This window comes from Sedimentitalea arenosa, assembly GCF_016428585.1.
Lineage (GTDB): Bacteria > Pseudomonadota > Alphaproteobacteria > Rhodobacterales > Rhodobacteraceae > Sedimentitalea > Sedimentitalea arenosa.
The window spans coordinates 287,344-301,144 of record NZ_JAELVR010000003.1 but is presented as its reverse complement, the minus strand read 5'-3'; the positions used below and the strand labels follow the sequence as shown (position 1 = coordinate 301,144).

Annotated in this window: 12 protein-coding genes; all 12 read right to left on the bottom strand. The window is 64.1% G+C overall.

Annotated features, from left to right (window positions below):
- Positions 1 to 218 precede the first annotated feature (218 nt).
- The 12 genes from JF290_RS06110 to JF290_RS06055 all read right to left on the bottom strand — a co-directional run bounded on the left by JF290_RS06110 (position 219) and on the right by JF290_RS06055 (position 13,801).
- Positions 219 to 965 carry a proteasome-type protease gene (locus tag JF290_RS06110; protein WP_199023874.1) on the bottom strand — a complete coding sequence of 249 codons (747 nt, stop codon included), beginning with the start codon at positions 963 to 965 and terminating at the stop codon, positions 219 to 221.
- Positions 966 to 1,005: 40 nt separating this feature from the next.
- On the bottom strand, positions 1,006 to 1,812 hold the full coding sequence (locus JF290_RS06105; protein WP_199023873.1) for a transglutaminase family protein: 807 nt from the start codon (positions 1,810 to 1,812) through the stop codon (positions 1,006 to 1,008).
- A gap of 4 nt (positions 1,813 to 1,816) precedes the next feature.
- Positions 1,817 to 2,758: an alpha-E domain-containing protein gene (locus JF290_RS06100; protein ID WP_199024020.1), complete on the bottom strand. Its 942-nt coding sequence runs from the start codon at positions 2,756 to 2,758 to the stop codon at positions 1,817 to 1,819.
- A 6-nt stretch (positions 2,759 to 2,764) separates the two neighbouring features.
- A complete protein-coding gene (locus JF290_RS06095) occupies positions 2,765 to 4,195 on the bottom strand; it encodes a circularly permuted type 2 ATP-grasp protein (RefSeq protein ID WP_199023872.1) in 1,431 nt (476 codons plus the stop codon).
- A gap of 189 nt (positions 4,196 to 4,384) precedes the next feature.
- Positions 4,385 to 5,134 carry an SDR family NAD(P)-dependent oxidoreductase gene (locus JF290_RS06090; protein ID WP_199023871.1) on the bottom strand — a complete coding sequence of 250 codons (750 nt, stop codon included), beginning with the start codon at positions 5,132 to 5,134 and terminating at the stop codon, positions 4,385 to 4,387.
- Positions 5,135 to 5,881: 747 nt separating this feature from the next.
- Positions 5,882 to 7,174, bottom strand: a complete 1,293-nt coding sequence (locus JF290_RS06085) for an amidohydrolase family protein (RefSeq protein ID WP_199023870.1) — start codon at positions 7,172 to 7,174, stop codon at positions 5,882 to 5,884.
- Between the two features lie 10 nt (positions 7,175 to 7,184).
- Positions 7,185 to 8,126: an ABC transporter permease subunit gene (locus JF290_RS06080; RefSeq protein WP_199023869.1), complete on the bottom strand. Its 942-nt coding sequence runs from the start codon at positions 8,124 to 8,126 to the stop codon at positions 7,185 to 7,187.
- On the bottom strand, positions 8,126 to 9,190 hold the full coding sequence (locus JF290_RS06075; protein WP_425503923.1) for an ABC transporter permease: 1,065 nt from the start codon (positions 9,188 to 9,190) through the stop codon (positions 8,126 to 8,128). Before JF290_RS06075 ends, JF290_RS06080 begins: the two co-directional genes overlap by 1 nt.
- The gene (locus tag JF290_RS06070; RefSeq protein WP_199023867.1) at positions 9,190 to 10,707 is read right to left on the bottom strand and encodes an ABC transporter ATP-binding protein; all 1,518 of its coding nucleotides are present in this window, start codon (positions 10,705 to 10,707) and stop codon (positions 9,190 to 9,192) included. The genes JF290_RS06075 and JF290_RS06070 overlap by 1 nt, the downstream gene beginning before the upstream one ends.
- Positions 10,708 to 10,746: 39 nt before the next feature.
- Entirely contained in the window at positions 10,747 to 11,739 is a 993-nt protein-coding gene (locus tag JF290_RS06065; protein WP_199023866.1) for a BMP family protein, read from the bottom strand.
- Between the two features lie 110 nt (positions 11,740 to 11,849).
- The gene (locus JF290_RS06060; RefSeq protein ID WP_199023865.1) at positions 11,850 to 12,590 is read right to left on the bottom strand and encodes a glutathione binding-like protein; all 741 of its coding nucleotides are present in this window, start codon (positions 12,588 to 12,590) and stop codon (positions 11,850 to 11,852) included.
- Positions 12,587 to 13,801, bottom strand: coding sequence for a CaiB/BaiF CoA transferase family protein (locus tag JF290_RS06055; protein ID WP_199023864.1), 1,215 nt, complete (start codon positions 13,799 to 13,801; stop codon positions 12,587 to 12,589). The genes JF290_RS06060 and JF290_RS06055 overlap by 4 nt, the downstream gene beginning before the upstream one ends.

The window sequence follows — 13,801 nt, the reverse complement described above, 5'->3', positions numbered from 1 at the left end:
CGCTGCGAGACAGGTGACCACGCGCAGTCCCGTTCCTTTGCGCCGCGGATCTGCCACCGGGACGCGATGCGCTTAACGAGAGACGATCAGTGACCCTCAGCGGATCGCGGGTGCAGGGCCATCGGACGCCCGCGCCGCATGGATCGGGGTCGGCCCAGTCCTGGCGGGATTCGGACATCGACGACACTGCCGGCAGAATCGCCCCGTCTGGCCAGTGGTCAATCCGTGGCTTCGGGAAATCGGAAAGGCGGCAATTCGTTGAACGCGCTGCGCAGGGCGACGCCCCATCCGGTCGAGATCTGCTCGAAGTAGGGATCGTCCGCCTGCACCCGGTAGACGCGCCCGAGATCCAGCGAATCCTTCTCGTAGACATGCACATCCAGCGGCAGGCTGACCGAGAGGTTGGCCTTGATCGTCGAATCGAAGGACACAAGCAGCAGCTTGACCGCGTCCTCGAAGCTCATCTCGGGATCGTAGGCCCGAATCAGGATCGGGCGCCCATACTTGGTTTCGCCGATCTGGAAGAACGGCGTGTCGTAACTCGCCTCGATGAAATTGCCTTCGGGGTAGATCATGAAGAGCCGTTGTTCACCGGCACCGATCTGCCCGCCGAGAATGATCGTCGCGTTGAACGTGGAATCCGCCACCTGCCCTGTATCGGCGTTGGACGCGATCACCTTTTTCAGCAGCCCACCCACAAGGGTCGCGACCTGAAACATCGATTCGGCCTCGAGAATGCCGGGATTTCGATCGCCCGGCTCCTTGCTGCGTTCATCCAGCAGGCTGATCACCGCCTGGGTGGTCGCAAGGTTCCCGGCGGTCATCAGCGTGATGCAGCGGTCGCCCGTCACATGCCAGGTGAACATCTTGCGAAAGGTAGAAATATTGTCGACGCCGGAATTGGTTCGGGTGTCGGACATGAAGACCAGCCCCCGGTTCAGCATGAGACCCACGCAATATGTCATTCACGTCTTGCCTTGTTGTGTCCAGCGACTGTGAAGCACCCTATTGCTGAACTTGCAAGGTCACTTGCAAGGTCTCATCGCCCGACCCTTGCCGAATCCCCATAATCGGCGCCGCGTCACGGGCGTCACGCCCGGTGGCCACGCGCACGTACCGTGCATCCGGAGAGATGCCGTTGGACACGTCGAACCCGACCCAGCCCAGCGGCTCGGTCCAGACCTCGCACCAGGCGTGGGTGGCGTCCTGTTCGATGCGGTCGTCCATCATGAGATAGCCGCTGATATACCGCGCCGGATGACCCAGAAGGCGCGCCACGGCGATCATGATCTGCGCGTGGTCCTGGCAGACACCGTGGCCTGCCGCGAGTGCGGTTTCCGCGTCGGTGCTCATATCGGTTCGCCCGGTCTCGTAGCGGACGGCCTCGACGATGCGTGCGGACAGCGCATGCATCTGGGTCAAGGTGTCCTCGCCGCCCGCTTCCGCCTTGAAGCCACGCGCGAACTGGCGCAGCCCCGGGCCCGGTGCGGTCATCTCCGTCGGTCCCTCGAACAGCCAGAGCGGGGCATATCCCCTGTGCTGGCCAATCACACCCTGATGGTCGATCACGTCGACCAGACCCTGGCTGACGATTTCGATCTTCTGTGCGCCCTCGTCCACCTTGACCAGTTCGGTGTGGTTGACGAACTGGTCGTCAAAGCTGGCCTGCTTGGTGCCGCCGGTCACGGTCGATTCCCACTGCAGGACGGTCTGGCCATGGCCGCTGCGCGGCGTCAGACGCAGCTGCTGCAGCGCGTAATGGACCGGTTCGTCATAGGTGTAGGTCGTGACATGGCTGATCTTCAGTTGCATGGACTCACCTGTAGAACCTGTAATCGGTCTCGATCAGGCTCGCGATCTGCCCCATGTCGAGAATGCTGTCGGTCAGAAACTCGTGCAGTCCGGCCTCGAAAATCGACTGGATCGTGTTCTCGTTCATCCGGGCGCACATGCGATCGGCCAGATCGTGCGAGGGGTGACGCGTGCCGTATTCCTGCGCCAGCTGGCCGAGGTTCTCACCGATCTTCTGGCAGCAGAAAGCCAGTGACCGCGGCATCCGCCGGTCGAGGATCAGGAACTCGGCGATCCCCATGGGCGAGGTCTGCCCACCGTTCAGCCAGTGATAGGATTGCTCGGCCGAGACAGAGCGCAGGATATTCTCCCATTGCGCATTGTCGATGCGGGTTCCGACGAGCGCGGTCGCGGGCAGCAGGACGTAGTATTTCACGTCGAGGATCCGCGCGGTGTTGTCGCCGCGTTCGATGAAGGTGCCCAACCGCGCAAAGGAGAAGATGTCGTTGCGCAGCATCGTTCCGTGCAGCGCACCCCGCACCACCGCGCTGCGAAACTTGATCCGGGCCAGGGTGTCGTAGAGGGTGCGCTCGCTCACCGGGCGGGCCAGCAGCGCCTTGGCTTCCATCCAGCACTCGTTGGTCGCTTCCCAGACCTCGCTTGACAACGCGGTGCGCACCAGGCGCGCGTTGCTGCGTGCAGCGGCAAGAGAGGCCAGAACGCTCGTGGGATTGGTCTTGCCGCGCAGCAGGAAATCGATCACCTCCGGCGCGTCGTACTCGTCATGCGCGGCATTGAACTGCTGCGCGAGGCCGGCCGTCGTGATGACGCTCTGCCATTCGTTCTCCGCTTCGCCTGTGCGGGTCAGGGCGATGCGCCAACCCGCTTCCAGCAGGCGGGCGGTGTTTTCGGCGCGTTCGAGATAGCGGAACATCCAGAACAGGCCGCCGGCGGTCTTGCCCAGCATCATGGCCTAATCCCCCAATACCCAGGTGTCCTTGGTGCCGCCACCCTGCGAAGAGTTGACGACAAGCGACCCTTTCTTGAGTGCCACGCGGGTCAATCCGCCCGGCATCATGGTGATCCGCTCGGGAGAAACCAGAACGAAGGGACGCAGATCGACGTGGCGCGGCGCAAGGCCCGATTTCGCGAGGATCGGCACCGTGGACAATGCAAGCGTCGGCTGCGCGATGTAGTTCGCGGGACGGGCGCGCAGCTTGCTTTCAAACGCGGCGAGTTCCTTCCTGCTGGCGGCGGGACCCACCAGCATTCCGTAGCCGCCTGACCCGTGCACTTCCTTGACCACAAGTTCCTTCAGGTTTTCCAGAACATAGGCCAGCGCGTCCGGCTCGGAGCAGCGCCAGGTCGGCACGTTCTTCAGAAGCGCGGTCTCTCCGGTATAGAACTCGACGATGTCCGGCATGTAGGAATAAAGCGCCTTGTCGTCTGCGATACCTGTGCCGGGCGCGTTGGCGATGGTGATATTGCCCGCGCGATAGACATCCATGATCCCGGGCACGCCCAGCAGGCTGTCGGGGTTGAAGGTCAGCGGGTCGAGGAAGGCATCGTCCACCCGACGATAGAGCACATCGATTGGTTCGTATCCTTGCGTCGTGCGCATCGCCACGCGCCCGTTCTCGATCCGAAGGTCGCCGCTTTCGACGAGCTCCGCGCCCATCTGGTCGGCCAGGAAGGAGTGTTCGAAATAGGCCGAATTGTGAATGCCGGGTGTCAGAACGGCCACCACCGGATTGGCCGTCGCCACGCCGGGCGGCGCGCATTCCGCCAGCGACCGGCGCAGGCGCTGCGGATAGCGCGAAACCGGCCTGACCTTGAGCCGGCTGAACAGCTCCGGGAACATCTGCAGCATGGTCTCGCGGTTTTCGAGCATGTAGGACACGCCAGACGGCGTGCGGGCATTGTCCTCGAGCACGAAGAATTCGTCAGGCCCGGTGCGCACCAGATCGACGCCGACGATATGCGTGTACACGCCGCCCGGTGGATCGACACCGATCATCTCGGGCAGGAACGCTTCGTTGCCGGCGATGATCTCGCGCGGGACGCGCCCTGCGCGCAGAATCTCCTGGCGGTGATAGATATCGTGCAGGAACGCGTTGATCGCGCGAACCCGCTGTTCGATGCCACGCTCCAGTCGCGCCCACTCATCCGCTGCGATGATCCGCGGCACGATGTCGAACGGGATCAGCCGCTCGTCGGCCTCATCCTGACCATAGACATTGAACGTGATCCCGATGCGGCGAAAGAAAGCCTCGGCATCGGCGGACTTGCGCCGCAGATGTTTCAGGTTCTCGCCCTGAAACCACTCGTAATAGGCCTTGTAGGGGCCTCGGGGCGCGACGCCGCGCTCCAGCATTTCGTCAAAGGGTTTTTCTTCACTGCTCATGATCGAACTGTGTTCCAGAGCGGGGCAGCTGCCAATTCATCCCGTCGCGCGTCCGCATCCGTCGAGAGAATCCGGACGAAACCGCCCGTTTGCACGGCGTTTCGCCCGTTTGGTGAGCATATCATGTCTCGCATCCTGACAGGGTTGTGTGTTTGTGCGCGTTTGGCAAGCAATTTCAGGCCTCCTCCCTCAGCTCAGGTAGTTCAGACCCAGCCGCCCCCCGTCGACATAGAGCGTCTCGCCGGTGACATAGCTTGCCTTGTCACTGGCGAGGAAGGCGACCGCCTCGCCGATTTCTTCGGGTTTGCCCAGCCGGCGCAACGGCGTGCGCGACAGTGCCGTTTCGAGCGCCGAGGGGCTGGCGTTGACCCCCGCCATCATTTCGGTATCGATCGAGCCCGGCCCGACCGCGTTGACCCGAATGCCGTGCGGCGCGAGCGCGAGTGCTGCCGACTTGGTCAGTTGCATCACACCGCCCTTGGAAGCGCAGTAGGCGGGAATCGTCGGGATCGCGACCACGGCATTGATCGACGACATATTAACGATCGACCCGCGCAAACCCTGCGCCACCATGGTCTTGGCAGCGCGCTGCGTGGCCTGAAACACGGCAATCAGGTTCACGTCCAGAACCTTGCGGAAATCCTCGAGCGTGGTGTCCAAAAAGTCGTTCGGCAAGGCGATGCCCGCGTTGTTCACGAGGATCGACACCGGGCCGACCTCGGATTCGATCCGGTCAAACAGTGCGTCGACCTCGTCGGGAACGCCCATGTCCACGGCCATACCGACGCTGCCCTGGCCCAACTCGCGCGATGCCCGCTCTACCGCGTCGGCCTTGATATCGGCCAGAACCACTTGCGCCCCGTCTCGCGCCAGCGCAGCCCCACAGGCATAGCCTATGCCTTGCGCCCCACCCGTCACCAGAGCAATCGGTCGTGTCATGTCAGCCTCCCAGTCTTCGGGGTCCTGTTGCCCCATCTTCTCCCAGACTGGGTCGCATCGCGCGTCGCGTCAACGTGATGTTCCGTTTCCGCCTGAACTGGCAGCGGTAGCGCAAAACCATTGTCAGGAGAGACGGGCGTAGAGTAGGTTTGGTCTGTTCGGTAAAAAGTGAAGGCGATGATCAAACCCTTTCACACGGCCCTGTCCGACGCCATGGCGCGCACGGGCGATGACCTGAAAACGGTCGCCGCCGGATCGGGCGTCCCGGCAGACAGGCTCGAGAGCGCCTTGTCGGCGGCTAGAGACCCGCTGGATCTTTCCGATGCAAAGTCCGTGGCGCGGTATTTCGGTTCAAGCCTGGCCGGCTTTCTGGAGGCTCCGGAACTGACAGCCCAGCTTGAGATAGCAGATTTATACTCGCAGTTACCTGAGCCCCTAAAGCGCCGCTTCCAAGCTTCTCGACGAGCAGCCCCGCGATCTTCGGATCGCTCTGATCGCGGATCGCCCTGAGCAGCAGGATGGTCAGCTGACGCTCGATTGCCGAGCGATTCTGCCGAATTGTCTGAAACCTGTGGACCGTCACCTACTGACCTTCATTGCGACACCAGACGGTGCCGGCGATATTCAAAGCACCAACACGACAAAAATCAATGCAAAAGCCGCCCAAACCACCGCCTTCGGGGCGATAGCTGCGAGTTTGTACCCTGTCACCGGCACGAATGAGGACCCCAAACGTCGCAAGACCGCTCATTCTCCGGCTTCCGGCGCATAGATCGAAGGATCGATCTCGCCAGGCCGGTCCGGAAGATCGAGGCGGGTTTTCTGGGGCTCGGTGCGCGCGATGACATGCCCGCCGCGCACGACGAACAGGCGCGTCGCCCGCAGGCGGATCGCTTCAATCGGATCGCACGCCTGCAACACCACCATGTTCGCGGCGCATCCAACCTCCAACCCATACTCCTTCAGTCCCATGATCGCCGCCGAATTTGCCGTAACAGCGTCAAAACACCATTCCATTTCGGCACGGCTCGACATCTGACCCACATGTAGACCCATCGCGGCAACGTCCAGCATGTCGGCGCGACCCAGTGAATACCACGGGTCCATGACGCAGTCCGAACCGAAACCGACGGTGACGCCGGCGGCGCGCAACTCGGGGACGCGGGTCTGGCCGCGACGCTTGGGATAACCGTCATGCCGCCCCTGCAACATGATGTTGATGAGCGGATTCGGGATCGCATGCAGTCCGGCCTCGGCGATCAGCGGCAGCAGCTTGGAGACATAGTAGTTGTCCATCGAGTGCATCGAGGTCAGGTGCGACCCGGCAACCCGCCCCTGCAACCCGTAGCGCAGGGTTTCTGCGGCCAGTGTCTCGACGTGGCGGCTGAGGGGATCGTCGCTTTCGTCGCAATGCATGTCCACTGCAAGACCGCGATCGGCCGCGATCCGGCAGAGCTGACGGATGCTTTCGGCACCATCCTCCATGGTGCGCTCGAAATGGGGGATACCGCCCACGATCTCGACGCCCATGTCCAGCGCGCGTATCAGGTTGTTCATGGCGTTGGGACCGCGCAACACGCCGTCCTGCGGAAAAGCGACCAACTGCAGGTCGAGATATGGCGCCACCCGTCGGCGCACCTCCAGAAGGGCCTCGGCGCCTTTCAACTCATCGTCGCACACGTCCACATGGCTGCGGATCGCTCCGATTCCCATCGACACCGCGAGGTCACAATAGCGCAGGGCGCGCGCGATGATCTCGTCGACCGTCTGGATCGGTTTCAGCTCGCCCCAGAGCGCGATGCCTTCAAGCAAGGTGCCCGAGGAATTCATGCGCGGACGCCCCAGCGACAGCGTGGCGTCCATGTGGAAATGCGGATCGACGAAAGGTGGTGCGACGAGCCGTCCCGCAGCGTCGATCACCTCGCGCGCTTCCGCCGCGAGATCACGTTCGACAGCGACGATCCTGCCCTTGGAACAACCAATATCCATTCCTCTGCGCCCGTCCGGCAGCGTCGCGTTCTTGACGATCAGGTCGAACATCCCGGTCCTTTCATCTCTGGCCCTTGAACCACGGCGTCAGCAGCGCACGCGGATAGTCGGCCTTGCGAGCCGCGATCACCAGCGCGATGATCGACAGGATATAGGGGGCCATCAGGAACACCTGCCCCGGCACCAAGGCGCCGACCTCGGTCTGCAGCCGGACCTGCAAGGCATCGAAGGCACCGAACAGCAGCGCACCCAACAACGCCTTGCCGGGCCGCCAACTGGCAAAGATGACCAGCGCGATACAGATCCAGCCGCGCCCGTTCACCATGCCGAAAAAGAACGCGTCAAAGGCCGACATGGTCAGGAACGCGCCTCCGAGCGCCATCAGCGCCGACCCGGCCACCACCGCACCGATCCTGAGCCCGTACACCGACAGGCCCTGCGCATCGACGCTGTCCGGGTTGTCGCCCACCGCCCGGATCGCCACGCCGAGCGCGGTGCGGTTCAGCACATACCAGACAAGCCCCACCATCCCCAGCGCCAGCCAGGTCAGCGCGGTTTGCTGGAATAGCACCGGGCCGAGAAAGGGCAGATCCGAGAGGACGGGAATGTCCAACGCCCGGAACGGTTCGATCCGCGGCGGCGAGGACACGTTGGGTAGGGCCGTACGATAGACGAAATAGCTGACAGAGGTGGCGAACAACGTGACGCCGAGCCCCGAGACATGCTGCGACAGGCCCAGCGGCACCGTCAGGATCGCGTGGATCAAGCCAAAGAACGCCCCGGCCCCGGCGGCCACCAGCACCCCGCCCCACAGACCTGCGCCCAGCCAGACCGCCATCCAGCCCGACATCGCACCGGCAACGAAGATGCCCTCGATCCCGAGGTTCAGCACGCCTGATTTTTCGCACAGCAGCGCTCCGAGCACGCCGAAGATCAGCGGTGTGGCGATCCGCAGGGATGCTGCCCAGAACGACTCGCTCAACAGGATTTGCAGGATATCCATCATGCCTGCACCCTGACGCTGCGCACGATGCGATAGCGCGCGAAGAACCCACCGACCAGCACGCAGAGCAGCGACATCGACACCACCAGATCGGCCAGATACGACGACACGCCCATGGCCCGGCTCATGCTGTCCGCGCCCACGAAGACCGAGGCGATGAACAGGGCCGAGATCACGACACCCACCGGCGACAGCCCGGCCAGCATCGCAACAACGATCCCGGTATAGCCGAAGCCCGGCGACAGGTCGGCGGTCAGATAGCCCTTGAGGCCCGCGACTTCGCCTACACCCGCCAGACCGGCGAGGCCACCGGACACGATGGCGACGCTCAGAAGCGTCCGGTTCACACGGATTCCGGCGTGCCGCGCCGCAGCGGGATTTTCCCCCACCGCGCGCAGCCGAAAGCCCCAGACCGAACGCGCCAGCATGAACTGCGCCACCGCCGCGGCGACCAGCGCGATCACCAGGCCCGAGTGCACCCGCATCCGGTCGATCAGCGTCGGCAACATGCCCTGGTCGAGGATCGGCGCGGATTGCGGCCAACCCAGACCCATCGGATCTTTCAACGCGCCTTCCAGCATCATCTGCACGAAGATCAGGATGACGAAGTTCAGGAGCAGCGTCGTCACCACCTCGTCGGCCCCGAACCGGGTCTTCAGCACCGCCGGCACCACCATGCCCGCCGCCCCGGCCGCCGCTCCGAGAACCACGATCAGCGGCACCAGAACAATGCCGGGCGCATCGATGGCGCCAGCCCCGATGGCGACCGCCGCCATCGCGCCGAGGTAGAGCTGACCCTCGGCCCCGATGTTCCAGAGCTTGGCGCGAAAGGCCAGCGCGGCGGCGAGGCCGGTGAAGATCAGTGGCGTGGCCCGCGTCAGCATCTCGGAAAAGGCGAAGACCGAGCCGAACACGCCCCGGGCCATTTCACCATAGGCCGTCAGGATGTCTGCCCCGGCAAAACCCAACGGAATCGCCGCCAAAGCCAGCGCGATCACTGCGGACAGGACAGGAACGCCCAGGGTCAGGCGACGCGACGGCGCGGGGCGCGGTTCGATCCGGATCATGCGGCCTCTCCCGCCATCTGCAGGCCGATCGCTTCGCGGTCGCGGCTTGTCACCTCGACCAGCTCGCCATCATGGATGACCATGATCCGGTCCGCCAGGCCGAGGATCTCGTCCAGATCCTCGGATATCAGCAGGATGCCGCCCCCCCGCGCGCGCGCTTCCAGCAGGCGTCGCCCAACCTCCGCCGCGGCCCCCATGTCGAGGCCGCGCGTCGGTTGGTTGGCGAGGATCAGGCGCGGGCCGCGTTCGAACACCCGCGCAAGGATCAGTTTCTGGATGTTGCCGCCCGACAGCAGCCGCGCGGGCGCATCGATGCCCGGCCCGCGCACGTCGTAGGCGCGCGACAGCGCTTCGGCATTCCGCCGCATAGCGGCCCTGTCGAGCAGGCCGCCCTTTTGCACATCGGCTTCATCCAACCGTTCGATCACCATGTTCTCCGCCACCGACATCGCACCGACAATTCCATCGTGATGGCGATCCTCGGGAATGCGCCCGACGCCAGCGCGGATCATCGCCAGCGGATCGGGGCGCGAGATCGGCGTGCCATCGACGATGACATCGCCCCGGCTCGGCCGTCGCAGGCCCGATATCACGCCGGCAAGCGCCGCCTGTCCGTTGCCCGAGACACCGGCGATGCCCAGAACCTCGTGCGCGTGAACCGTCAGGGACACGCCCGACAGGCTGTCGCGCGCCGAGCTTCCGGCCACGCTGACATCCGCGAGCCTCAGTACCGGAGCGCCGGGTCGCATCGCGTCGCGAGGCGTGATCGGCGTATCGGCTCCAACCATCATCCGCGCAATGGTGCGCTCGTCTGCACTCGCGGTCTCCATCTCGCCCACCTTGACGCCGTGACGCAGCACGGCGATCCGATGGGAGAAGGCCAGCACCTCGCGCAGCTTGTGACTGATGAAGATCACCGCCAGTCCGTCACGGGTCATCGCACCGATATTTGCGAAGAGCGTATCGGCCTCCTGGGGGGTCAGCACCGCGGTCGGTTCGTCCAGAACCAGGATGCGCGCGTCGTGGTACAGCGCCTTCAGGATCTCGACCCGCTGGCGTTCGCCCACCGACAAGCGCCCGACCGGCACGTCCAGCGGCGCCGAAAGACCGCTGCGCGCCATGATGCCCTGAACCTTGGCGCGGACCGCGGCGCGGTTTCGCCGCAGCGCGAAGAGCGGTTCGGAGCCGAGAGAGATGTTGTCGAGCGCGGTCAGATTCTCGGCCAGTGCGAAATGCTGGTGTACCACGCCGATCCCTGCCGCCAACGCCGCCTGCGGATGGCCCAGCGTCAGAGGGTGCGCCCTGCCCGTCTCGTCGAACACGTCGACCGAGCCGCTGTCGGGCATGTAGTGGCCGAACAGCATGTTCATCAGCGTCGTCTTGCCAGCGCCGTTCTCGCCAAGGAGCGCCAGCACCTCGCCCCGATGCAGGTCAAGGCTGACCGCATCGTTGGCGAGCACGCTGCCGAACCGCTTGGACAGCGCGTTCAGCGAAAGGATCCTGGAGGACACCATGCGTTCAGACGGGCCGGCACCGGGCCGGCCCCGCTCTGGTCACTTGTCGGACACGGGCGGCGCGTCATTCACGTTGACGCGGAACATGCCGTTCAGGATCTCGTTCTCGGTTTCCTTCACCTTCGAGATGACCTCCGCCGGCACGAGGGTCTCGTCCACGGCCAGAGAGCCGCCGCCATAGGCCATGAAGCTGTATTGCCCGTAGTCGGCCGCCTCGAACGTGCCGCCGGCGACCTCGGCGATGGCCCGGTCGATGGTCGGCTCCATGTGCCAGAGCGCGGAACTGAGGATCGTGTCGGGGTAGTCGTCCGAGGTGTCGATCACATTTCCGATGGCCTTCACGCCGCGTTCCACGGCGGCATCCGCCACCCCGAAGCGTTCGGCATACATGATGTCGGCGCCCGCATCCATCATGGCAAATGCGCTCTCCTTGGCCTTGGGCGGGTCATACCAGCTGTCGATGAAATTCACGAGGAAGCGCACATCCGGGTTCACCGCCCGAGCACCGTCCATGAAGGCGTTCATCAGCCGGTTCACTTCGGGGATCGCGTAGCCGCCGACCATGCCGATCACGTTCGTTTCGGTCGCCTCACCGGCGATCATGCCTGTCAGGTAGCTGGGTTCGTGAATCCAGTTGTCGAACACCGCGAAATTCGGCGCGACGGGCCCGAAGGACGAGCCCATCAGGAAGGCCGTTTCGGGATAGTCGGCAGCCACCTTGCGCGCCGCGCGTTCCAGCCCGAACACCTCGCCGACGATCAGGCTGACGCCCTGTTCCGCGTATTCTCGCATCACGCGTTCATAGTCCGTATTGGCGACGTTTTCAGAGAAAACATACTCGATGTCACCACGCTCCTGCGCGGTGTTCAGCGCCTTGTGGATGCGGCTGATCCACTGTTGTTCGACCGGCAGCGTGTAGATCGCGGCGACCTTGATCGTTTCCGCGAAGGCAGCGCCTGCCGACAGCACGAGACCGGCCGAAACCGCTCCTGCCAGAACCAGCCTGCGCGACAGGCTTCCCTTGATTTTCATTGCAATGTCCCCCGTTGGCATTTGGCGGTCAGTCAGACATTTTTTTATCAGACGGTCAATAAATTCATGCCGCTGGCAGGTGCCACGCAAGTCCGATGCCGAAAAAGGGATCACTTGGGCGGTGCATCCTTCGATTTCGCCCTGAGCGACGCGGCGGACTGGTTGAACAGGACAGCGTTGTTGTCCGCGCGGTGCTGTCCGCGGTTCTGGTCGCCTTTGAAAAGATCGATCGCGCGCTGCACCGCGGGGCGCGACTTGATCCGGGCACGCCAGTCGGCAACGCGCGGAAAGGCATCGAGCGACGCACCGAGTGGCTTGGCGATGAAGGCCCATGGAAAGATCAGCATGTCGGCGATGGAATAGGACTCGCCCAGAACCCAGTCGCGGTTTTCCAGACGGTTCTCGAGCACCCCGAGGTTGCGGTCGTATTCGCCGAGATAGCGCTTGAAGCCGTAGTCGCGCTGATCGGACGGCGCATAGTTCCTGAAATGGCTGAGTTGTCCGCCCATCGGCCCCTGGTTACCGACCTGCCAGAACAGCCACTCGATCATCTCCTTGCGAGCGCGATGATCTTTGGTGTCAGGCGCGAAACGGCCGGTCTTGTCGGCGAGATAGAGAAGGATCGCGCCGGATTCGAACACCGACACCGGATCGGCACCCCATGCGGCGGGCGGATCGTGATCGACGATCGCCGGGATCCTGGCGTTCGGACTGATCGCGAGAAACGCATCCTCGAATTGATCGCCTTCGGACAGGCGCACCAGGTGCGGGGTGTAGTCCAACCCGCATTCCTCGAGCATGATCGAGACTTTCCAGCCATTTGGCGTCGGGGCAAAATAGAGGTCGATCATTCGCTTGGGCCCTGCGGTCCGGTGGCGATTCCCTGCGAGATCATTTCGGCGATGTCCTCCGCACTATAGCCGGCCTCCTGCAAGACCTGCTCGGTGTCCTCACCGAGTCGCCGCGCGACGGCGGGAGGCTCGGTCGGTGTGGCCGAAAAGCGCGCCGGAGTCCTGGCCTGGCGCAATCGCCCAGCCTGTGGATGGTCGACCTCGACCACCGCCCCATTGGCAACGACCTGCGGATGCTCGTACATCTCGCGCCGGGTCAGGACCGGAGCGCAGGGAACGTCATGCGCCGTCAGCCGCTGCATCCAGTTCGCCGTGGTGTCGGTCAGCAGCGCCTCCTGCGTCAGTTCCAGCCGCGCGGGCTTGTTGATTTCGCGCAGGGCGACGCTGGAAAAGCGTGGATCAGTCAGCCAATCGGGCCGTCCCACGGCCGCTGCGAGACCGGACCAGGTCGAATCCGTGTGCGCCGACACAGCCATCCAGCCATCGGCTGTCTGGTAGATCAACTCGATGAAGCTTTGGCCCTCGGACGGCGCCTGCGGCGGGATCTCGTCGCCCACGAAGGTGAAGCCCGCCATGTCCGAGCTCCAGAGGAAATGCACCACCGTGTCGAGCATCGAAAGGTGCAGATGGGTGCCCTGCCCGCTACGTTCGCGTGCAAAAAGCGCGGCGGTGATCGCCTGGCTGGCCTGGATCGCGGTCACCTTGTCAGGCAGGATCGTGCGCACGAGGTGCGGCCGCGCCTGATCCGCGCCGCCCTGGACGCTGGCCAGCCCGGAAAGTGCCTGGATCAGCGGATCATAGACCGGGCGTTTCGCCCAGTCGCCCTCAAACCCGAAACCCGCGATCGACGCATAGACGATATCGGGCCGCACGGCGCGCACCGCGTCCTCGCCAAGGCCGATCCGCTCGGCGACCCCGGGGCGGAAATTCTGTACGAAAACATCGGCCCCCGCACAGAGCTTCAGCGCCGCAGTCAGGCCGCGCGGATGCTTCAGGTCGAGCGTCACCGAACGTTTGCCCCGGTTGTTGTTCAGGAAAGAGGCACTGAATCCGCCGCGCCGCCCCGCGACCTGGCGGCTGTGATCACCGCCCCTGGGGTGCTCGATCTTGATCACCTCGGCGCCCTGATCGGCTAGGATCATAGTAGCCAGCGGCCCCGAGATCATGGTCGTAGCGTCGAGGATGCGTATTCCGTGCAGCGGTCCCGGCAT

What these genes read in the sequence shown, in the direction of transcription:
- JF290_RS06085 (WP_199023870.1), bottom strand. Translation starts at nt 7,174, where the DNA reads ATGTTCGACCTGATCGTCAAGAACGCGACGCTGCCGGACGGGCGCAGA.
- JF290_RS06110 (WP_199023874.1), bottom strand. Translation starts at nt 965, where the DNA reads ATGACATATTGCGTGGGTCTCATGCTGAACCGGGGGCTGGTCTTCATG.
- JF290_RS06060 (WP_199023865.1), bottom strand. Translation starts at nt 12,590, where the DNA reads ATGATCGACCTCTATTTTGCCCCGACGCCAAATGGCTGGAAAGTCTCG.
- JF290_RS06105 (WP_199023873.1), bottom strand. Translation starts at nt 1,812, where the DNA reads ATGCAACTGAAGATCAGCCATGTCACGACCTACACCTATGACGAACCG.
- JF290_RS06065 (WP_199023866.1), bottom strand. Translation starts at nt 11,739, where the DNA reads ATGAAAATCAAGGGAAGCCTGTCGCGCAGGCTGGTTCTGGCAGGAGCG.
- JF290_RS06055 (WP_199023864.1), bottom strand. Translation starts at nt 13,801, where the DNA reads ATGCCGGGACCGCTGCACGGAATACGCATCCTCGACGCTACGACCATG.
- JF290_RS06095 (WP_199023872.1), bottom strand. Translation starts at nt 4,195, where the DNA reads ATGAGCAGTGAAGAAAAACCCTTTGACGAAATGCTGGAGCGCGGCGTC.
- JF290_RS06100 (WP_199024020.1), bottom strand. Translation starts at nt 2,758, where the DNA reads ATGCTGGGCAAGACCGCCGGCGGCCTGTTCTGGATGTTCCGCTATCTC.
- JF290_RS06080 (WP_199023869.1), bottom strand. Translation starts at nt 8,126, where the DNA reads ATGGATATCCTGCAAATCCTGTTGAGCGAGTCGTTCTGGGCAGCATCC.
- JF290_RS06070 (WP_199023867.1), bottom strand. Translation starts at nt 10,707, where the DNA reads ATGGTGTCCTCCAGGATCCTTTCGCTGAACGCGCTGTCCAAGCGGTTC.
- JF290_RS06090 (WP_199023871.1), bottom strand. Translation starts at nt 5,134, where the DNA reads ATGACACGACCGATTGCTCTGGTGACGGGTGGGGCGCAAGGCATAGGC.